Origin of the sequence: Corynebacterium minutissimum (genome assembly GCF_016889765.1) — a bacterium.
GTDB classification, from domain to species: Bacteria; Actinomycetota; Actinomycetes; order Mycobacteriales; family Mycobacteriaceae; genus Corynebacterium; species Corynebacterium minutissimum_B.
On the sequence record NZ_CP069533.1, the window covers coordinates 2,139,694 to 2,159,626 of the forward strand.

Annotated in this window: 17 protein-coding genes; 8 read left to right on the forward strand and 9 right to left on the reverse strand. The window is 60.3% G+C overall.

Annotation, left to right across the window (positions count from 1 at the left end; translation table 11 throughout):
* Window positions 1-363 carry a chorismate mutase gene (locus tag I6J26_RS09995; RefSeq protein ID WP_115024247.1) on the reverse strand — a complete coding sequence of 121 codons (363 nt, stop codon included), beginning with the start codon at window positions 361-363 and terminating at the stop codon, window positions 1-3.
* A gap of 121 nt (window positions 364-484) precedes the next feature.
* Between I6J26_RS09995 and pcrA the strand changes: the two genes are divergently transcribed.
* On the forward strand, window positions 485-3,067 hold the full coding sequence (gene pcrA / locus I6J26_RS10000) for a DNA helicase PcrA (RefSeq protein ID WP_115021459.1): 2,583 nt from the start codon (window positions 485-487) through the stop codon (window positions 3,065-3,067).
* A gap of 8 nt (window positions 3,068-3,075) precedes the next feature.
* On the opposite strand, the gene I6J26_RS10005 is transcribed toward pcrA, so the two are convergent.
* The 5 genes from I6J26_RS10005 to I6J26_RS10025 form a co-directional block, all read right to left on the reverse strand.
* Window positions 3,076-3,828 (reverse strand): M23 family metallopeptidase, encoded by a 753-nt coding sequence (locus I6J26_RS10005; RefSeq protein ID WP_115021460.1) that lies wholly within the window; start codon window positions 3,826-3,828, stop codon window positions 3,076-3,078.
* Between the two features lie 422 nt (window positions 3,829-4,250).
* Window positions 4,251-6,944, reverse strand: coding sequence for an FtsX-like permease family protein (locus I6J26_RS10010; protein ID WP_115021461.1), 2,694 nt, complete (start codon window positions 6,942-6,944; stop codon window positions 4,251-4,253).
* Window position 6,945: 1 nt separating this feature from the next.
* The gene (locus I6J26_RS10015; RefSeq protein WP_070671533.1) at window positions 6,946-7,662 is read right to left on the reverse strand and encodes an ABC transporter ATP-binding protein; all 717 of its coding nucleotides are present in this window, start codon (window positions 7,660-7,662) and stop codon (window positions 6,946-6,948) included.
* Window positions 7,659-8,210 (reverse strand): PadR family transcriptional regulator, encoded by a 552-nt coding sequence (locus I6J26_RS10020; protein ID WP_039676922.1) that lies wholly within the window; start codon window positions 8,208-8,210, stop codon window positions 7,659-7,661. The genes I6J26_RS10015 and I6J26_RS10020 overlap by 4 nt, the downstream gene beginning before the upstream one ends.
* Before the next feature lie 189 nt (window positions 8,211-8,399).
* Window positions 8,400-9,152 (reverse strand): M23 family metallopeptidase, encoded by a 753-nt coding sequence (locus I6J26_RS10025; protein ID WP_115024248.1) that lies wholly within the window; start codon window positions 9,150-9,152, stop codon window positions 8,400-8,402.
* Between the two features lie 406 nt (window positions 9,153-9,558).
* Between I6J26_RS10025 and I6J26_RS10030 the strand changes: the two genes are divergently transcribed.
* From I6J26_RS10030 to purH, 3 genes are read left to right on the forward strand one after another with little or no spacing between them, the layout of a single operon-like run.
* Window positions 9,559-11,121, forward strand: a complete 1,563-nt coding sequence (locus I6J26_RS10030) for a cell division protein PerM (protein ID WP_181815345.1) — start codon at window positions 9,559-9,561, stop codon at window positions 11,119-11,121.
* A 42-nt stretch (window positions 11,122-11,163) separates the two neighbouring features.
* Window positions 11,164-11,769 carry a phosphoribosylglycinamide formyltransferase gene (gene purN, locus I6J26_RS10035; protein WP_115021462.1) on the forward strand — a complete coding sequence of 202 codons (606 nt, stop codon included), beginning with the start codon at window positions 11,164-11,166 and terminating at the stop codon, window positions 11,767-11,769.
* A 43-nt stretch (window positions 11,770-11,812) separates the two neighbouring features.
* Window positions 11,813-13,345, forward strand: a complete 1,533-nt coding sequence (gene purH / locus I6J26_RS10040; RefSeq protein ID WP_115021463.1) for a bifunctional phosphoribosylaminoimidazolecarboxamide formyltransferase/IMP cyclohydrolase — start codon at window positions 11,813-11,815, stop codon at window positions 13,343-13,345.
* A gap of 16 nt (window positions 13,346-13,361) precedes the next feature.
* Here the strand turns inward: purH and I6J26_RS10045 are convergent, their stop codons facing one another.
* Window positions 13,362-14,264, reverse strand: a complete 903-nt coding sequence (locus I6J26_RS10045; protein WP_115021464.1) for a hypothetical protein — start codon at window positions 14,262-14,264, stop codon at window positions 13,362-13,364.
* 226 nt (window positions 14,265-14,490) lie between these two features.
* Between I6J26_RS10045 and I6J26_RS10050 the strand changes: the two genes are divergently transcribed.
* Window positions 14,491-15,375 carry a hypothetical protein gene (locus I6J26_RS10050; protein WP_115024251.1) on the forward strand — a complete coding sequence of 295 codons (885 nt, stop codon included), beginning with the start codon at window positions 14,491-14,493 and terminating at the stop codon, window positions 15,373-15,375.
* Window positions 15,375-16,289: a hypothetical protein gene (locus I6J26_RS10055; RefSeq protein ID WP_239121772.1), complete on the forward strand. Its 915-nt coding sequence runs from the start codon at window positions 15,375-15,377 to the stop codon at window positions 16,287-16,289. Before I6J26_RS10050 ends, I6J26_RS10055 begins: the two co-directional genes overlap by 1 nt.
* A 36-nt stretch (window positions 16,290-16,325) precedes the next feature.
* Here I6J26_RS10055 and I6J26_RS10060 read toward each other — a convergent pair whose 3' ends face one another.
* On the reverse strand, window positions 16,326-17,027 hold the full coding sequence (locus tag I6J26_RS10060) for a hypothetical protein (RefSeq protein WP_239107239.1): 702 nt from the start codon (window positions 17,025-17,027) through the stop codon (window positions 16,326-16,328).
* A 106-nt stretch (window positions 17,028-17,133) separates the two neighbouring features.
* Between I6J26_RS10060 and I6J26_RS10065 the strand changes: the two genes are divergently transcribed.
* Entirely contained in the window at window positions 17,134-18,378 is a 1,245-nt protein-coding gene (locus tag I6J26_RS10065) for a serine/threonine-protein kinase (RefSeq protein WP_115021466.1), read from the forward strand.
* Between the two features lie 106 nt (window positions 18,379-18,484).
* Window positions 18,485-19,165 carry a DNA-binding response regulator gene (locus I6J26_RS10070; protein ID WP_239121773.1) on the forward strand — a complete coding sequence of 227 codons (681 nt, stop codon included), beginning with the start codon at window positions 18,485-18,487 and terminating at the stop codon, window positions 19,163-19,165.
* Between the two features lie 30 nt (window positions 19,166-19,195).
* On the opposite strand, the gene I6J26_RS10075 is transcribed toward I6J26_RS10070, so the two are convergent.
* Complete coding sequence (locus I6J26_RS10075) at window positions 19,196-19,912, reverse strand: TetR/AcrR family transcriptional regulator (protein WP_115021468.1); 717 nt, start codon at window positions 19,910-19,912, stop codon at window positions 19,196-19,198.
* Window positions 19,913-19,933: the final 21 nt, after the last annotated feature.

Consider the following 19,933-nt stretch of genomic DNA (forward strand, 5'->3'; position numbering starts at 1 on the left):
CTAGCCCAGCTTGCCGCGACCTAATCGGAGCAGAGCGGAGGCAATGGAGGGGCCTTCCTCACCGAGCTCATCACGGAACTCGTTGAGAATGGCGATCTCGCGGGTATGAACTAGGCGCGTACCGCCGGAGCTCATGCGAGTCTTACCTATTGTGCGCGAAATATCGGTGCGGCGCTTGATAGCGTCAAGAATGACACGGTCGAGCCGGTTGATTTCTTCGCGGTAGCGTTGAATCTCGGCATCGCTCAACGGATCGTCCGTACCGGACGGCATACGGATGTCAAGCCCGTTATCGACCACGTTGGGGTTGTGGTGCTCTGGGTTTAGGCTTGCGGAGGAAGAATCTGCATGTGAAGCGCTCATGGCATCAGATTTTGCCACCCCTCCATACAAAAAGGAATCAATTCTGTTGGTTCCGTGGTTGGTGCAGGTGACATGTTGTTTAGGGGGAATGTCCGGCGGGGCTAGTAGGTTGGAGAGCATTATGAACAACGAATCTCCTTTTAGCCCTCGCTCATCCGCGCCACGGACCTCTTCACCCTTTAGCCCTGCCCCTGCGGAACCTGCTGCAGACGATGCCTTGTTTGGTCTGCCGCCGGAGCCACCAATGGAGCCGGAACCGGAACCAGAAGAGCCGGAAATGGGCGTTGATCCACTGCTGGAAGGACTTAACCCACAGCAGGCAGAGGCCGTAACCCACTCTGGCTCGCCGCTGCTTATTGTTGCCGGTGCAGGATCCGGCAAGACGGCAGTGTTGACGCGGCGCATTGCCTTTCTTATGCGCTCGCGCGGGGTAGCTCCTTGGCAGATTCTCGCTATCACCTTTACCAACAAGGCAGCTGCAGAGATGAAGGAGCGCGTCGGCCAGCTTGTCGGCCCGGTGGCTGAGCGCATGTGGGTGTCTACGTTCCACTCCATTTGTGTACGCATCTTGCGTAACAATGCGCAGCTCGTGCCAGGGTTGAACACGAACTTCACCATTTATGACGGCGATGATGCGCGCCGGTTGCTCACCATGATTGCCAAAGATATGCAGTTGGATCTCAAGAAGTATTCTGCTCGCGTTCTGGCTAATCAGATTTCGAACCGCAAGAATGAACTCATCTCCCCGGAAGAGGCACGTGCGGAAGCGGAGAAGACGAAAAATCCCTTTGAACTCACCGTGGCGAAGGTTTTTGAGGAGTACCAGCGCCGCCTGCGTGCAGCGAACTCTGTGGATTTTGATGACCTCATTGGTGAGGTTGTGCGCATTTTCAACCAGCACCCACAGGTGGTGGAGTTCTATCGTCGCCGCTTCAAGCATGTGCTTATCGACGAATACCAGGACACCAACCACGCGCAGTACGCACTCGTATCTGCCTTGGTGGGCAGGGGAGAGCTTCCCCACGATGCTCCTGAATTGTGCGTGGTGGGTGACTCGGACCAGTCTATTTATGCCTTCCGCGGGGCCACGATCCGTAATATCCAAGAATTCGAGCGTGATTACCCGCAAGCGCACACGATTCTTCTGGAACAAAATTACCGCTCGACCCAAACCATTTTGAACGCAGCGAATGCTGTCATTGCCAAGAACGAGGGCCGCCGCAAGAAGAATCTATGGACGGCACACGGCGAAGGCGAGCAGATTGTGGGCTACGTGGCGGATAACGAGCACGATGAAGCTCGCTATATCGCTTCTGAAATCGATTCTCTTGCGGATAAGGGGAAGTCCTATTCCGATATTGCGATCATGTACCGCACGAATAATGCTTCCCGTGCGCTTGAGGATGTGTTCGTACGTTCCGGCATTCCCTACAAGGTGGTAGGCGGAACACGCTTCTATGAACGCCGTGAGATTCGAGACCTCGTGGCTTACCTGCGCATTATGGATAACCCAGATGACACGGTGAGCCTCCGCCGCATTATCAATGTGCCTAAGCGCGCTATCGGTGACAAGGCCCAAGCACAAATTGCTCTCCACGCGGAAAACCTTGGCGTTAGCTTTGGGGCTGCTCTGCGGGACGCTGCGGACGGACAAGTCGCTGGGCTGGGAACACGCGCAGTTAATGCGGTGAGCAAATTTAACGAGATGATGGACGGCGTGCGTGAACAGCTGCCGGGCATGACCAATGAGGTCACCGGCCAGCCCGACCTAGGAGAGCTGCTGAATGCGCTGCTTGATGCCACCGGCTACCGCGCCGAACTCGAAAATTCCAACGACCCGCAGGACGGGGCCCGTCTGGATAACCTCAACGAATTGGTGTCCGTGGCTCGTGAATTCAGTTCAGAGGCAGCCAACCAGATGGCGTTTACGGGCGCGGATGCGCAGGAGACTCCTGAGCTTGCGGAGGGCGAAGCCGCGCCGGGTTCGTTGCAGGCCTTCCTTGAAAAAGTCTCGCTCGTGGCGGACGCGGACCAGATTCCGGACCACGAATCCGGAGTCGTCACACTGATGACTCTGCACACCGCAAAGGGCCTTGAATTCCCAGTGGTCTTCCTGACCGGCTGGGAGGACGGCCAGTTCCCGCACATGCGCTCTTTGGGTGACCCGAAAGAGCTGAGTGAGGAACGCCGCCTCGCCTACGTGGGCATTACCCGCGCTCGGGAGCAGCTCTACCTCACGCGCGCGATTCTTCGTTCGTCGTGGGGTAACCCAGTGACGAACCCGGCCAGTCGCTTCCTCGCCGAGGTCCCGGAGGACCTCATCGACTGGCGCCGTGAAGAACCAAACAGCTCTCTGTCCAGCGCGTGGGGTGGAGATGACTCTTACTACTATGGACGCAGCTTTGGCTCGGACAGCGGGTTTTTCCGCTCCCGAGGACGAGGCGGCCAAGGCGGCTCGGGCTCGCGAGGCGCTACGTCTTCCCCTTCGCAGCGCACGCGGAGGCCAGCTTCGGCCACATCAATGCCGAAGAATAACCATCTCAATTTAGTTGTAGGGGACCGCGTCAACCACGCGAAGTACGGGCTGGGCACGGTCATCGAGGCCTCCGGAACCGGTGCACGCGCAACGGTCACCGTGGACTTCGGTTCAGCGGGCAAAGTCCGCCTCATGCTTATCGGCGGTGTGCCGATGGAAAAGCTCTAAACGAGCTTCTAGATGAGGATGCCGCGCTCGGCGAACCACTCCACTGGGTCAACGGCTGCGCCGCCGCCTGGGTGAACCTCGAAGTGCAGGTGCGGGCCGGTGGAGTGGCCCTCGTTGCCGATGACAGAAATTTGGTCGCCGGCTTCCACGCGGTCGCCCACGTTGACCAGGAGCTGGTCGCTGGGCATGTGGCCGTAGACCGTGATGGTTCCGTCATCGTGCTGGATGCGAATCCAGTTGCCAAAGCCCTGGGCTGCGCCAGAGGAAATGACCTCGCCGTCCATGACGGCGTAGATCGGGGTGCCGATGGGGTTCGCCACATCGATACCGTTGTGGAAGGTACCCCAGCGTGGGCCGAAGCCAGAGGTGAACGTGCCGGACGTCGGGAACACCACGGTGTTGCCATCCGCATCCTCGCCGCGCATAGGGGTGAGGCCGGAGTGATCGCCATCGGGGGCGAAGGCCTCTGCGAGTCCAGGAATGCTAGATGGGTCAAGAACGATGTCGTATCCGCTCTCAGTGGCATTGACGGTAGGGACGGATGCGCCGTTCAAAGCGCCGGCCGTTGAGGTGAGCAGTCCCGTGACAGCCTTGAAGAGGTCTACTTTGGACTCTTCGTTGATGTCCGCCTCGACAGTCCCCTTGGAGGAGCCATCGGAAACGTCCACGCTCGCTGCGGGTTCGGCGGCGAACGCCGGTGCTGCAACGGTCGCGGTCGCGCTTGCGGCCACGGCGGCGAGTGCGCAGAGGGTGCGCTTCATAACTTCACGTCCTTTTGTGCTGCTCTGGCTTGCTGTATCGGTGTCTCTCAGCGAGGTAGTCCTCGCACAGAATCATGTGAGTGATGGGATGCGGCCATAACAGCCGCTGTGTGCCGCGCGGCCAGCGACACGCCAACGCTGAAGCGTTGATGTGTGAGCCCGTGTGGCAACGAGATACAAACTATCCTGGGCAGACCCCCTGCGCAATGGGAGAAATTGCAGGTAAACACAGGGATTGTTCGAAAAACTATCGAACAGCCCTGCATGTTACGCGTGTGACGAGAGTGAAAATTGTTACAAGGGTAAAGTAAAGGTTTAAAGAATGGGGGTGGGTAATGGGGGGTCATCACGGCGAAAGCCCCGGCTACCTGATGGTGAGCCAGGGCATAACTTCCGCGTGACGATGAGGGTCACGCTGGGGACTAAGTCAACGACCTGCTTTCGCTGCGGTCACGGGCAGTCAGTGCTGCTCCTTCACGTGTGCGGTTTACGGCGGCGGCAAGTGCGGCAGCCACCAGCGGTACAACGAGCACTGCGAGGAGTGACCACCAGTCCGGAACGAAGTAATCCTGTCCGCGCAGCGCATATGGCGGTGGATCGAACAGATAGCGGGGGTTGTCTGCAAAGACATAGGCGCCGATATGACCGGTCAGCACACCGAAGAGCATGCTTGCTGTGGCCACCAGCCACGTCTGCCATGCCGATACTCGGGACATGAGTGTGGGCTCAGCACCGATGGATTGGAAAACGTTGTTCTCCTGCCGCATGCTCGTCGCAGCGTTGGCAATGATGAGCGCCAACACAATCAGGCAGATCAGCCCCATAGCGAGTGCGGGGTAGAAGCGCATGTCTTCGACGGGCGTCGAGGCCCAGCTCAAGAAGTACTGGGAGTGGGAGGCTTGGGTGGCGACGTCGTCAAGCTCTTGGCGAGTCTTGTCATCCGGAACCTCGTTGAAGGCAATCGCTCGGCCAACGTAAGACGGCTCCATCCCCAACGCCGCGCCTGCCTGGGGACTCACCAACACGATATCGCGCGCCATGGTGGGCAGAGCCTCCGCGATAGGAACGGTGGCAGAGGTTGTGTCGCTCTTCTTTGTAGCCGAGAAATCCTTAAAGGTATCCACGGTGACCGTGCCCTCAGTGTGCTCGCCCACGTGGGAATTGTGGGGCAGGACGATGCCGCCCGCATCGAGCGTGCGGGCAGCAGCCTGGCGGTCCTGCTCCGAGTCGAAGTGCCACAAATCTAGCTGCGTGGAGTCAGCCTGGATAAGCCGTGAGTCATTGGTTAACGGGTTGTAGACAAACATGGTCATCATCTCGTGCGCGCACTCTTCACGGGCCTCCGGCGATTCGTCAGTGCGGCGGCCTTGAGAGTCGATGAAGACAGCCCTTTCCACGGGAACCGTGGTGTCAACCTGCGTGCACACAAAATCAAACTCGGTGCTCAGGCTGTACACCTCTCCCGCATCCTGATCCCAGTAGGACGCGTTTTGGGAAGGATAGACGTAGTAGGGGTGAATAGAGCCGGGGGAAGTGTTGGTTGCGGCCTCGGCAGCCGCACGTTCGTCCTCATTCGACTCCTTTACCGGTTCGCCATACAGTCCTCCCTGAATAAGTGCGGAGGTCTCTGGCATGACGGTCCGCTCCTCGGCGCGGCTCTTGGCGTTGGCGGTCATGATGGATACGCCGAAGACTGTGGTGGTGAAGGTGATGGCCACGATAGCGATGGCCGTCGGCAAGGCATGCATACTGCGACGCGTGAGTCCGCGGCCGGCAAGGCGCAAAGGCAAAGGCCCGCGGCGAACAACCGTCGAACACAGGAACACGAGAGCCGGTGCCGAGCCAGCGATGGCGATAACGCCAAACAGCACAATGAGGGTAGGGAAGGACTCGCCCATCTTGGTGAAACTAAAAAGCAGGAGCAGTGGCAGCACCACAGGGCCGATGGCCATCCACGGCCGGAAACGCAGCAGGCGGTCGGGAGCGCCGCCCTGAATCGCTTGGGCTAAGGCACTGCGCTGCGCCAGCCACGCCGGGACGATGGAAACGATGACCGAACCAACGACGGCGACCAGCCAAGCGCCTACGCACTCAACCCATGGCAAGCGGATGGGGAAGTCCGGGTAGCGCACCAGCCATGCGATCCATCCGCCACTCAGTCCCACGGCAAGTCCGAGCGTGGCACCGATGATGCCCATGAAAAAGCCGTAGGCCATGACCGCCAGCATGATGTGGCGTGGCAACGCGCCCTGGCTCGACATGAGCGCGTAAAGGCGGGTATTGCGCCCCATGGCGAGGGTGAACACAGGAGCAAGGAGGAAAAGGATGAGCAGGCCAGCAATGATGTAGATGCTGGCGAAGAACACAAAGAAGACGATGGCTTCGAGTGCTTCCGACACCGACGGGTGATCGCTCTGAGTCGGAAGGGATGTGCCGAGCTCTGGGCCCCACAAGTCAAGGCCCTTCTCGGCGGCCTTATCTTGCATCTCCGGGGTAAGGGGTTCATCGCCATTAATGAGCCACGTGGTATGTGAGGAAGTGGACGTGTGCTTCGGAGTATCACCCAAAGCAGGGGCGGTGACGAAGTCGGCGTCATCGGGCCCGATGGCGGCCACTGTGGCGTGACGCTCGCCCTCAATGTCTCGGCCGAGGAACGAGACGGTATCACCCACCTTTGCGTCAAGGTCACGGGCAGACTTGCGGGAGAGGACAATCTCGCTGGGGCCGAGGCCGAGCTTATCGACGACCCCTTGAATCTTCTCCGGAGGGTTTTCCACATCGAACTGGGCGAGCCAGGAGTTGGTGGAACTCTCGCCCCGCAGAATCGAGGTGCTGTAGTAGGTAGTGATGGGCGAGATAGTGGAACCCGTGGGAAGAATGTCAGCAGCTAGCTGGGGCACCTCCGCGTTGGTGACGTCCTTCTGGTCTTGGCGCACCTGAATGCTGCGATCCGCGGAAAAGAGCGAAGTAGCCAGGTTGGTTGATTGTTGAAACAGTGAGAAACCAACCACGAGCGCCACGGGTAAGGCAATGAGAATAACGGCAGCGATAGTGCGCCAGGGGTGGCGCCACAGGTCGCGCCGGGTAGGGCGGGTAGCGGCGGTGATCGCTGGCATGTTATCGAGCCTCCTCGCCGGTGAGGCGGCCATCGCGGACCATGACTACACGATCGGCCCAGCCGGCAAAGCGCGGTTCGTGGGTGACCAAGATGCCTGATGCACCGGCGTCAATGCGAGAGCGCAGGACCTTCATGATGTCCTCACTCGTTGCAGTATCGAGGGCGCCGGTGGGCTCGTCAGCGAGGAGCACCTTGCGCGGTCCGATGAGTGCACGAGCGATGGCGACGCGCTGCGCTTGTCCACCAGAAATTTCCTCGGGGAAGCGGTCGATGGTGCCGTCAAGGCCGACCTCACTGAGTGCTTCCTCAACTGCCTCGCGGCATTGCGCAGGATTGAGGCCGTCCAGTTCCAGAGGAAGGGCGACATTCTCGCCGACAGTGAGCGACGAGACCAGGTTGAAGTGCTGGAATACGAGGCCCAAATGGCGGCGGCGGGCAAGCGCGGCCTTGGACTTGGAGAGCTGGGAGGCATCGGCGCCGTCGAGAAGCACGCGGCCCGATGTCGGCGGCTGAAGCAGGCCAGCGACATTGAGCAGCGTGGACTTACCGGAACCGGACGGTCCCATAACGGCAACGAGTTCGCCGGGGGACAGTTGGAGGTTTACCGAATCCAAGGCAGTGACCTGGCGGGCACCGCTGCCAAAGACGCAGGTGATGTTCTCGAGTTCGAGCGGGTAGGGAGTGTTCCGGGATGCCGGCACTGATTCTGGGGTCATTTCGGGGCCTCCTCTGAAGACGTGGGGGCGGATGGGTTGGTGAGGGATTCCACGCGGTCGAGCCAGCGTGAGAGGGATTCCAAGTCGAAGATTTGCCGTTCAACCGCAAGGCGCTGGGCGCTGCGTTCGGCGGGAAGTTCAGCGGCCTGACGGTTGAGCTCACGGAGTTGGCGAACAGTGGCGAAGCGCTGGGCATCCAGGACAGCGATGACGTCGACGTCTGAACGGCGAGCCGCAAGCGTGACTTTGAGAACGAGTTCGTCGCGCTCGATGCTGTCTTTGTGGGTTGTGGATGTCCACCATTCGGCAAGCTCGGTGCGTCCAGCGTCGGTAATGGCATAGCTCGTGGCGCGGCGCCCGGTAGGCCCGGTGAGCTCACCATCGGTGGCTATGAGCCCATCGCGCTCAAGGCGGCTTAAGGTCTGTGCGACCTGACCCATGTTGAGCGGCCACAGGCCATCGAAGGAATCAGCAAAGCGGTTTTTGATGTGGCTGGCTGTAGCAGGTTCCTCGCTGAGAAGGGCGAGGACGGAGTGTTTAACGGACATGGTCACCTCCTGGCGGAGATGTGGAGAAAAGTTGGTGCATACCCGGTAAGTTACTCGGTAACCTTCGGTGTGGTCAAGGGTTTGGCTCAAGACGGGGGTAAAAGGTTAAAACGCCGAACGGCGGCCCAAGGCATGTCTGCCCGGAGCCGCCGTTCGGCGTAGTGGAAGGTCTATGAAGCGTTCAAAGATTTAGGAGATGTTGACGCCGCGCTCTGCGAGCCACGGGATGGGGTCTACAGCGCCTTCACCGGTGGGGTGAATTTCGAAGTGGAGGTGGGAGCCGGTGGAGAATCCCAGGGAGCCCATGCCAGCAATCTTCTGGCCGGCGTGGACGCGCTCGCCCACGGCAACATCGAGGGTCTGCATGTGGCCGTAGACGCTCATGGAGCCATCATCGTGCTTGATGCGAATCCACTGACCGTAGCCGGAGGCCGGGCCGGAATCGATAACGGTGCCGTCCATGACAGACAGGATGGGGGTACCTACGGCGTTAGCGATATCGATGCCGGAGTGGAAAGAACCCCAGCGCGGGCCGAAGCCGGAAGTGAAGACACCTTCTGCCGGGCGGGCAACGGACGGAGCGCGGTTTGCCTCATCGGCAGCAGCGCGGGCATCAGCGGCCTGGATGGCCTTATCGAGCTGAGCGGCCAGATCGGATACCGGCTTGGACTCAGCAATTGCAAGAATCTGTGGGGCAGCATCCTGGATGGAGGCCTGTGCGTCCTTCAACGGATCGGTATCTGCCTGCAGGGTGTAGTCGATGGACTGGGTCTTGGTCTCCTCAGTTCCGCTCGACTGGATGGTGCCGGCGGCTGCACCACCTACGCCAGCGGTGGATACGGCACCAGCGGCGACGGTGACGACTGCAATGCGTCCCTTCGCGGTCTGTGAGGTGGTGATCTTGCGGTGGCGACCTGCGCTCCGCTGAGTCTTGCTTCGCATGAACTCTACTTCCGTCTTCATTCACTATCGTCCGCCCGGCGCAAACGTTACGTTCTCTGCCGGTTGGTTACCCGATTGTGACCTTCCTGTTACCAACGGAATGTAACAGTAGCGTCTCAGGAAAGCGAGGGCAACCCGGTTTGCGGTTTTTCTTGTTTATGTGCCGTAAATCCTAACAGTAATGGTACTGGAGGTGATCTGTGTGAATACTGTGGTGACTAAGCGGGGGTAGTGCAATCGATTTTGCACTTATCTTAGAGTTTAAATCTCAAGGCTGAAAATTTGCATTCGCCGCTGGGGCTTGTGCCCTACTTTTCACGTGTCAGCTGCAGCTTATTAATCATTTGGGTCTAGCCTCGCCGCGCCACCCCCGACGGGGGAGGGGAGCGTGGCAAAGTGGACGCCAATGAATAAGAACACGAGTCCCCAGTCACGGTCGGCGACGCGGCCGCGCACCCAGGTGCGTGGACATGGTCAGGATAGTGAGCGAACCGAGCGCCCCACCCGCCGCGATCGCCGCGCGCCGACGCAACGGATCAAGGGCGCCGAGGCCGCTAAGGCGAAAGCTCGCCGCGCCCAGGGGCCCACCACGCTGCGGGAGCGTATCCGTCGCATGCTCATGGTGGTTGCCGTCCCCAATCTGGTGGTCGTGTTGGGCATCATCGTCGTGGTCATTGCTGCGCTCTTGCTCACGAGCTCGCCCTCGGCGTGGTTTAACACCATCGTTGCGGAAGCCTGGATGGTCTTTAACCTCGCTCCTATTCGGGCGGGGGGAATTGACCTCGGCTTCCTGCCGGGATTACCTGCGGTACTGCTGGCGTGGTTGGTAGGACGTCGGGTGCGCGTAGCCATTAAAGACAAGGTCAGTATCAATGACCTCCTCGTGCTGACCGCCTGCGTCTTCTTGGTTCCTTTAGCGTTGACCTGCCTTGCGTGGCTGATGCTGTGGGATGCGGGCAAAGCCTATGACGTCTCCCCGCCGGCCCTGTACGTTGTGCTGCCCCGCATGCTGTTGCTCCATGCGGCTGCTCTCATTGGCGGTATGGGGACTCGCCTGTGGAAGGCTCTGGCCAAGCGCAGTGGGGTGCCGCGCGTGCTTGTCGACGCCTCCCGGATCGGCCTCAGCTACCTCGGCTACTTGGCCATCGTGAGCCTGGTCCTCGTTCTTGTTTTGTGGGCAGTGGGCTGGCAACGCCAAGCTGAGATGCTGGCGGAGTATCCGGTCCTTGACTCGGTAGGTACGGCTGGCCTGGTTTTGCTCAGCATCCTCTATATGCCTAACGCCGTTATTGCTGCCGCGTCCGTGCTGAGTGGCTCCGAGCTACACGTTGGGCCGGACACGAGTGTCAGCTTGTTCAGCAGCCATATGGTGCCGCTGCCTCCGCTGCCACTGGCCGCGGCAGTACCGCCGAGTATTAGCTCCTGGGCGGTTGCTCTCTTTGTGCTTCCCGCAATTGTTGCCGGCGTAGCTTTTGCACGGCGCCGAGCGCTGGTGAATTTCCAGGTGGCCTTGGTCGCTGCCGTCGTTGCCGCTGTCGCTGCTTTCGCTGCGATCTACGGCACCTCTGGTGCACTCGGTGTCTACGGCTATACCGGACCTGAGCTATGGACGGCCGTAGGGCTTAGTGCCTTGTGGTGCCTCGTCGTCGGTGCTGGCTTCGCCGCCGCCAATGCGCTCTTGTCCTGGCGCGCTCGCCGTAGTAGCGAAGGCGACGTCGAGGCCGCTGTGGACGCAGAGAAGGCCGCTGTGGACACAGAGAAGACAGCTGCGGACGCAGAAAAGACAGAGGGCACCCGTCCTGCGAATGCCGTGCCGGTCTCAGCACTGCTCGGCGTCAACTCCGAGAGCCCGGAGGACTCGGACGTCATCGACGCTGAGGTGGACGACACTGATGAGGGGGACGAGGGGGACGTCGCCAAGCACATGCCCGCAGACCCTGATCGTGATGAGGACGCCTCCCAGGGTTAAGCAATTGCCTGTTTGCTCCCCGCAGGCGCTAGGCTGGAGCGCGTGACTACACCACACCAGCCCGCTGCTTCTGCCCGTCTCAATGTCGTCGTTCTGGTCTCTGGAACCGGCTCTTTGCTGCAGGCCATCCTCCATGGTCAGGACGAACACTATGCCGTGGTGAAAGTTATCGCGGACGTGCCCTGTCAGGGCATCGAGCGTGCACAGGCAGCGGGAATCGCCACCGAAGTCGTGGAGATGGGTGAGGATCGCGCCGAATGGAATAGACGTCTGGTTGATGCAGTAGATGCTGCACAACCAGACGTTGTTGTTTCTGCGGGCTTCATGAAGATCCTGGGCAAGGATTTTCTGGACCGCTTTGAAGGGCGCACCATCAATACTCACCCGGCACTCCTGCCAGCCTTCAAAGGGGCGCATGGTGTGCGCGATGCGCTGGCCTACGGTGCCAAGGTCACAGGCTCGACCGTCCACTTTGTAGATGCCGGCGTCGATACGGGCGCCATCATCGCCCAAGAACCCGTGCGGGTGCTGCCGGAGGATGATGAGGCCAGCCTGCACGAGCGCATCAAGGTGGTCGAAAGAGAACTCATTGTCACTGTCCTGCGCGCTATCCGCGTACAAGACGCAGCACTGACTATTGAGCTTTAACAATCGCTGCAACAAACGCAAGGAAGGCTAGAGTCCCCACACCATGAGCGAGGATCGTAAGAACATCAAACGCGCACTTATTAGCGTGTACGACAAGACCGGTTTGGAGGACCTATCCCGGGCCCTCGACAAAGCCGGCGTGGAGATCGTCTCCACCGGTTCCACCGCGAAGAAGATCGCAGATCTGGGCATCGAGGTCACGCCCGTCGAGAAGCTCACTGGCTTCCCGGAGTGCCTCGAAGGCCGCGTGAAGACCCTGCATCCGCGCGTACATGCGGGCATCTTGGCGGATACCCGCAAGGAAGACCACCTCAACCAGCTTTCCGAGCTGGAGGTGGAACCCTTCCAACTCGTTGTGGTCAACCTGTACCCCTTCCGCGAGACCGTAGCTTCCGGCGCTGACTTCGATGGCTGCGTGGAGCAGATCGATATCGGCGGACCGTCCATGGTGCGCGCGGCTGCCAAGAACCACCCTTCTGTTGCTGTGGTCGTGGACCCAGCTCGCTACGGCGAGGTGGCTGACGCGGTGGCCAACGGCGGCTTTACCCTAGAGCAGCGCCGCGGTCTGGCTCGGGATGCCTTCCTACACACCGCTGATTACGACGCCGCGGTGTCCGCGTGGTTCGTGGACCAACTCAGTGAAGAAGCAGAGACCACCCCGCTGCGCTACGGCGAGAACTCTCACCAAAAGGCGACCGTAACCCGCATTGGCACCACCGGTCTGGCCAATGCGAAGCAGTTCAACGGCAAGGAGATGAGCTACAACAACTACCAGGACGCCGACGCCGCCTGGCGCGCCGCCTGGGATCACGAGCGCCCGTGCGTGGCCATTATCAAGCACGCCAACCCCTGCGGCATCGCGGTGTCTGAGGAATCCATTGCGGCCGCTCACCGCGCTGCCCACGCCTGTGATCCGATGTCTGCTTTCGGTGGCGTCATCGCTGTCAACCGCGAGGTCACCGTGGAGATGGCCGAGCAGGTCAAGGAGATCTTCACCGAGGTCATCGTGGCGCCTTCCTATGAAGAAGGCGCTATTGACGTGCTCAAGGCCAAGAAGAACCTGCGCGTGCTGCAGGCAGAGCACGAAGCACCGGAGGAGGAAGTTAAATTCATCTCCGGTGGCGTGCTAACCCAGGAGCCGGATACCTACCAGGCCGAGGGCGATAACCCGGCCAACTGGACCTTGGCTGCTGGTGAGGCGCTCAACGAGTCCGACTTGGCACAGCTTGAGTTTGCCTGGCGCTCGGTACGCGCGGTGAAGTCCAACGCCATTCTGCTAGCTAAGGACAACGCCACCGTGGGCGTGGGCATGGGCCAAGTCAACCGCGTGGACTCTGCCAAGCTGGCAGTCGAGCGCGCCAACACGCTGGCCGATGGCTCCAACCGTACCGAAGGTTCCTTCGCTGCCTCCGATGCCTTCTTCCCGTTTGCCGATGGCCTGGAGGTGCTTCTCGACGCCGGCGTGAAGGCCGTTGTTCAGCCGGGTGGTTCCATCCGTGATGAAGAGGTCATTGAGGCCGCTCAGAAGGCTGGCGTGACCATGTACTTCACCGGAACCCGTCACTTCTTCCACTAGAGCTTTCACGGTGGCGTCACTGCGCGTTCAGTGAGGCCACCGCAAAGCCAGTATTGTCGACGGGATTTCCGTCTTTATCTTTGTACGTAAAGGTAAACCGAAACTCCTGATGTTCGCCGACATGGATGGGCATTTCCAAGGCCTCATCCACGGGGACATCGAAGGCTGCGAGCTCAGTGCCGTCGCTACCAGTGACAGTCACGCTGGCGCTGGCGACATCCGTGTTGTCGCGGTCATCGATAAAACCAAAAACAGCATTGAGCTGGCTTTGGCCTTCAGCCAGATGAATATCGGCGATATTGGTGCTGCCCGAGCGGGACACATAGGAATCCCGGAACAGCGTACGAGCGATGACCGCATCCTCCTCCGCGAGGTCGGTTGAGATGCCGTCGTGCGCGCCTACGGGGGTACCTGCGACAACGGCAGTTGTCGTCGGTTCTGCCGATGCGCCCGCTTGGTCGCTTCCCGAGGAGTCACGTCCCCAGATAAACCAGGCGCCGACTCCCAATACAATGGCGAGGACCACCAGAATCGCGATGAGCGCTGCTATTGCGCCACTAAACTTTCCTTTGCCCTTCGGGGAAGGCGGGGCGGAGTACTGCGTTCCTTGTGGGGGCTGCGGTTGCTGCGGATGGCCCGGGTAGTGGGATTGCCCTGGCGGTGGGGTAGGCGCGCCACCAAAGACCGGCTGGGCGTTCGCACCACCTCCACCAGCAGGGGAGCCTGGATGAGAACCCTGATACGCCCCCGGTGTGTGCGGGCGGCTGCCGAACGGCGGCGGAGCACCAAAGCCTCCGGGTGTGCCGGGGTTACTGGTGCCACCACCTGGCTGACCAAAGCCGGGGCGGGGAGTACCAAAACCGGAGTTAGACCCGGAGCGGCCTGGTGGCGTGCCTGAAGGTCCAGGAGAAAAAGTCATGGGTACGCGAAAGCCTTTCCACAAGCGAGGGAAGTGTCTCTAACAATGTAAACCGTAGTGCGCAGAGGGCGCGGGCGTCTCGGCAGATTCGAGGGATACTCCCCGTGGGGTTGGGGCTGGGTTAGAAGATAAATCACTATAGTCAGGGCAACACTGTGCAAAGATGGAAGGCACCGTATATGCGGTAGCGATAGGCGCTACAGACACTGTAGAAACGGAGGCTCCGGTGACTGACTCAGAACACAACCACGGTTTCGGCACGCCCCAACCGCAGGGACACGGCGGTCAACCGAACCAGAACCGCAAGGACACGCACCCAGAAACCGTGGACTTTGAATCCCCCCTGTCACAAGAGCGCCAATACTCCAACCCCTTCGCCACGCCAGCTGATCAACAGCCCACCCAGCACTTTTCCGCCCCGCAGGCACAGCCAGGACAGCCGAGCCAGCAGGGTCAGCAAGGCCAGCAGGGCTGGACCGAACACCAGGGCCAGCACGGGCAGTGGGGCAACCAACAGCAACCGGCCGGTGGCTACAACGCTGCGTACCCGCAGCAGGCTGCGGCCTCTACCGGGTCCTCCAACGGCGGAAAACTGATCCTCATCGCCGTCCTTATCCTGGCCATGCTGCTCGTCATCGCCGCGCTGGCCTACCTCTTCTTTTTTAAGAACTCCACTACCGGGAACCAGGCCCAGCCACCGCTGACCACCGAGGCACAGGTGTCTGAGGAGACCACGGGCGCCGACGAAGAAGCAACCTCCGCTGCAGAGACTACGACCTCCGAGGAAGAGACCACCAGCGCTGAACCGGAAAAGCGTCCCGAACACCCAGCGCTTCCCGACGGCGCACAGCCAGTCAACGATGCTGCACGCAACAATGAGCCAGGCGGCGATTTCAACAACGTATACCGCGGCTCCGCTGTGACTTCGGAACCTTTTGCCAACATCGTGCGGGATGAGTACGTGAAGCACTACGTGGATACTAAGGAGCTCAACGCAACGATCAACGCCTACAGTCCGATAACCAAGCAGACCTACACAGTGGACTGCTCCGACAACGGTAAGTTCGTCACCTGCAAGGGTGGCAATAACGCGATTGTGTACATCGTCTAATGCGCCGCATCTATCGAATCCGCACCGCCGCGCTCGCCACAGCGACCGCCCTGTCGGTCGCACTGCTGAGTGCCTGCACTATTGGTGAAGTCTCCGGTAACAACGAGGCCGAGACCGCGTCCCAGGGCACCGAAGAATCGGTACCGCAGCCCACGCTGCCTGAATCCACCCCCGTACCCGCACCCGTCACCACGGAGGACCTGCCCGTGATTGAAGCCACCGACCCGCAAGAAGCCCTCGACGCCATTGCTGCGGACAACCCCGGAACGGGTATCGCCGTGGCCGGCGGCGGAACAGTCTTCGCGGCTGGCATGACGGATCCCGTTGCCGCCTGGTCAACCGCGAAGGTTCCCCTCGCCATCGCCGCTGAACGCGCCGGGGTTGCGGAAGACGGCACTATCACCCAGGCAATTACGTACTCCGACAATGCCGCTGCTGACTCGTTGTGGGAAGCCCTGGGCGGCGGACAGGAAGCAGCACAGGCCACACAAGAGGTCATCGGTACAACCTCAGTACCAGCCACCCCGCCACGCCCGGGGTTTAGCGCCGTTGGTCAAACGCAGTGGTCGGTAGCGCAGCAGGCAGAGTTCGTGGCATCCCTGGGCTGTATGGACGGCGCGGAGCCGGTTCTCGCCGCAATGGCCCAGCCCGATCCTGCCCAGAGGTACGGCCTGGGCACCCTAGAAGGCGCGGTCAAGAAAGGCGGCTGGGGCCCGGCCGAAGATGGATCCTATGAAGCTCGGCAGATGGGCCTTGTTACCCTTGGCGGCCACACCGTGGCTGTGGCCATCTACGCCAGTGCAGACTCCGGAGACTACGGCGATGCCCAACAGATGCTCACGCGCCTCGCTACCCAGCTCGAGTCGGCTGAGGTTGAGTGGCCGGCGGCTGGCTGCCAGCAGGGAGCGGTGTAGCTGCACGGGTGCTAGACCCTTGGCTCAAGGGCGGTTTTACTTCGGCCAGTAGACGTCGAAGTCGCCGGACTTGCCATCAATGTCGTAGTGCCCGCCACGGATGGTGAGCACCGAACCGGTATCGGCACCACTCGTGGGATCGAGAATCGCCACGCTAAAGTCGGTCCCCTCGCCCTTCGCTGGGCCAAAGGCAGCACCACTGGACCAGATGCCGCGATAGAAAAGCGAATCCTTGCCTTCGCAGATAACAATGTGCGAATCGTCATCCGCGCTGGCGGCGGCGAAGACCATTTCTTCGCCTTGCTGGCAGCGTGCCTCGGGGACATCAGACCACCCAGCAGCAGTCAGCCCAGGAGGCACGTCGGCAACACCAGCGGATTCCTGCGGTGCCTCCCCGGAAGCGCTAGGCTGGCCGCTTTCACCGTTATCTCCGGTATCAGCGCCGGACTCGGTTTCTGACTCCATCGTCATCGGAGCAGTGGCAGAAGCCTGCTCACTTGTTGGTACCTCCTGGCTGGTGGATCGCACGTCATTCCAAATAATGATGCCAGAGATCGTCAGCGCGATGAGGATGGCAATGGCACAGATAATTGGCACGTTGTTCCGCTGCTCAGAGGGAGCCGAAGCAGGGAGAGCAGAAGCCGGGCTTGGGCTAGGGCGCTCGGAAAAAGAGTTGTTGCCAAATCCTGGGGTGGTCATAGGGTCCTTGGAAAGACGATTGAGAACAACAGAAATCATAATCGTTGTGTACGAACCGCCATTATCCGAGGGGGAGTACCCTCCATTCGGGGGAGACGCGACACGGCAACATCATGAGACCTAATGCATATGGTGCAATGGTGCGGTGACTAGTTCCTATTTCGTTGAGTGGCTTACCCAGCATAAGCGCTACACCACGGTGTACCTGCTGGGTGAAGGCGGCATGGGTCAAGTCTTTCACGCGACGGATCCAGACCTCTCCCGTGAGCTTGCGGTCAAGGTGCTGCTGGACGACGTCCGCGATGAAGCCTCCCGCGCTCGTTTCCACAACGAGATGAAGGCGCTTACCCGCATTGGCAGCCACCCTGGCGTTGTCCAGTTCTATTCCAAAGAATCAACGCCACGCGGCGACGATGTCATGGTCATGGCGTTTATTGACGGTGGAACGCTGGCGCATGCAATCAAGGATCGCGCTCGAACTGGTCGAGGATTCACAGTGAAGGAAGTCGTGTATTTCCTGACGCCGATTGCCTCAGCCTTGGATTATATGCACCATGAGTTGCATCCCGGGTGGGTACATCGCGATGTTAAGCCCGCGAATATCCTGCTCAGGAAAAATCCCGGTAGTCTTCCGCCGGCTGTCCTCTCAGATTTTGGCATCAGTATCGAGGAAGGGCAGTCACGCCTGACCAAGATTGGCCATATCGTGGGCACAGAGAAGTACTTAGCGCCAGAGAATAAAGGTCATGCCTACGGTGATGATGATTTGTCGGCGCGTGCTGACGACTACTCTTTAGCGCTCATCGCCTTCGAAATGCTCACGCTCCATCACCTCAAGGACACGATGCCACGCAGCGAGTGGCGTGGTGAGCGCCGCCTTCCGGAGCTATCGAGTGCGGCCTTTTCTGATGTACTTGCCCCCGACACCGCCGCAGTGGTTAGTCAGGTGCAGGAGGTGCTCAGCAAAGCTCTCGATAGTGTTCCGATGCAGCGCTACGCCACGGCGGAGGAGTTCATCCAGGCATTGGAGAAGATATCCAACCCTTCTTCGTCTGCCGCGCCGCAGAAATCGCCCACAGCACCGCAGCCACCACGCTCGGAGCACACAGCGCATACGGCCCCCACCCAAAAGTGGCCAGAGCCCCCGCGGCATACTGAGAACATGCGGCCTACTGGGTTCGTGGCACCCTCGAATCCCATTTCCCCCACGTCGCATGTGCGGCCGTCAACTCCTGTGACTCCGCCAACGTCCGTAGCCCAGAATCAGTCAGGGGTTCCGTCGGCGCTGAGCTCGCCGCCGAAGAAAGATAACAGCAACGCGCTTATTATCACTGCGACCGTCGTGGTTATCATTCTTATTTTCCTGGTGACCTGGGCTATCGTGGCATAACCCGACGGTGGCCTAGAAGCCGAGCAGAAGTTCCCGCTACACTGAAGGACAATTTTTGCGGTACAACGTTCGCGTTGTGCCGGGAGTGTCGTCAACGGAGGTGACTATGAACACGCAACAGACACCCCAGCCGCAGTCGGCGGCACGGGGCCCAAGACTGCGTATCGATGACCTGATCGGCAGCGTGAGGATTGTCGCGCCAGGAGAAGAAGTTATCGTCGGCCGTGCAGGTGATTTCCGCGTGGGTGAGGGAGACCTTACCCTCCACCGCCACCTCTTCCAACTGTGGTACGGCGGGCAAGGATGGATGATCAGCAACATTGGTAGCCACATCCCATTGCGCATTGAATTACGCGGAGTGAAGGGATTCTCCCGTATCGATCTTGGTCCGCGATCTGTGGCTGCAGTTCCACCAGGACCTTCCCGAATCACGTTTGAGACTCCGGAATGCCCCTATGAACTGTACATTGACGTCGAGAACAGCAATGTTACGCGGCGTACGAGGCGCGATCAGGAGCTGGAGGAGGAGCGCACCCGTACCCGACATGTGCCCAATGATGAGCAGGAAGAGCTGTTGCGCCAGCTTGCCAGCTATCTGAAAAAGCCAGGCTCGTCGGATGCCGATATTCCGTCAGTGCGCGAGATCGCGGATGCCCTCGAATGGACTGAGAAGAAGACGAATCACAAGATGGATCGACTCGTCGACAGCCTGAAAGCCGACGGCGAGAAAGTCTACAAGCCCTACAAGACGTTCCTAGCGCACTACGCCATCCGCCACGGACGCTAAAAACTATCCTATGGCTGTTGGGAGGCCTCGCTAGCGCGCGGCCTTCTTACGGTCCGCGGCGGCAGCGGCGGCTGCCGAGATGGAGTCGTTGCGGTTCTTCAGCAGCTCCAGGGTCGTGGCTTCTGCATTGTCCGGGGGAGTGGTGCCGAGGACGGCCAAGGCGGCGTCGGCAAGCATGGCGGATTGCTCCGGCACGCGCTGAGCGGCGTCAAACGGGGCAGTGCCGTCGTTGGGGCGCATCTCAATCACTGACAGTGCGATGTGGAAGGGCAGCTCGATGCGCGGATCATCCGTGCCGACAATGCCGGCAGCGGCGGAGCGGAAATGCTCCTTCAAGCGGTCACGTTGCACGTGGTACTCACCAAAGTCCGGGGAGTTAGCCACCGGGAGCTGGTAGAGACGGCCCACATTCCACGCAGATGTCAGCAGCAGACGGGACTCCGCAGCAACGAGGGACCACAAGCGCTGCGCTGGTGCTGCATCGGAGGCAGCGAGCTCCTCTGCCAATTCGAGCGAGGGCTCAATAGTGGAGTTGAGCAGGGTAAGGAAAATATCCGTCTTGGACGGGAAGTGATAGTACAGCGAAGCCTGACGGATACCCACGGCATCGGCGATCTGGTGCGTGGAAGTCGTGGCGAAACCCTGTGTCGTGAACAGCTCGGATGAGGCGTCGAGGATTTCTTCGCGCGCAGTGTTGCCTCGACGGCGCGGGCTATTCTTACGCGGCCTGCCAACGGTACCTGCCATCAGGCGGACTCCCTTCGGTGA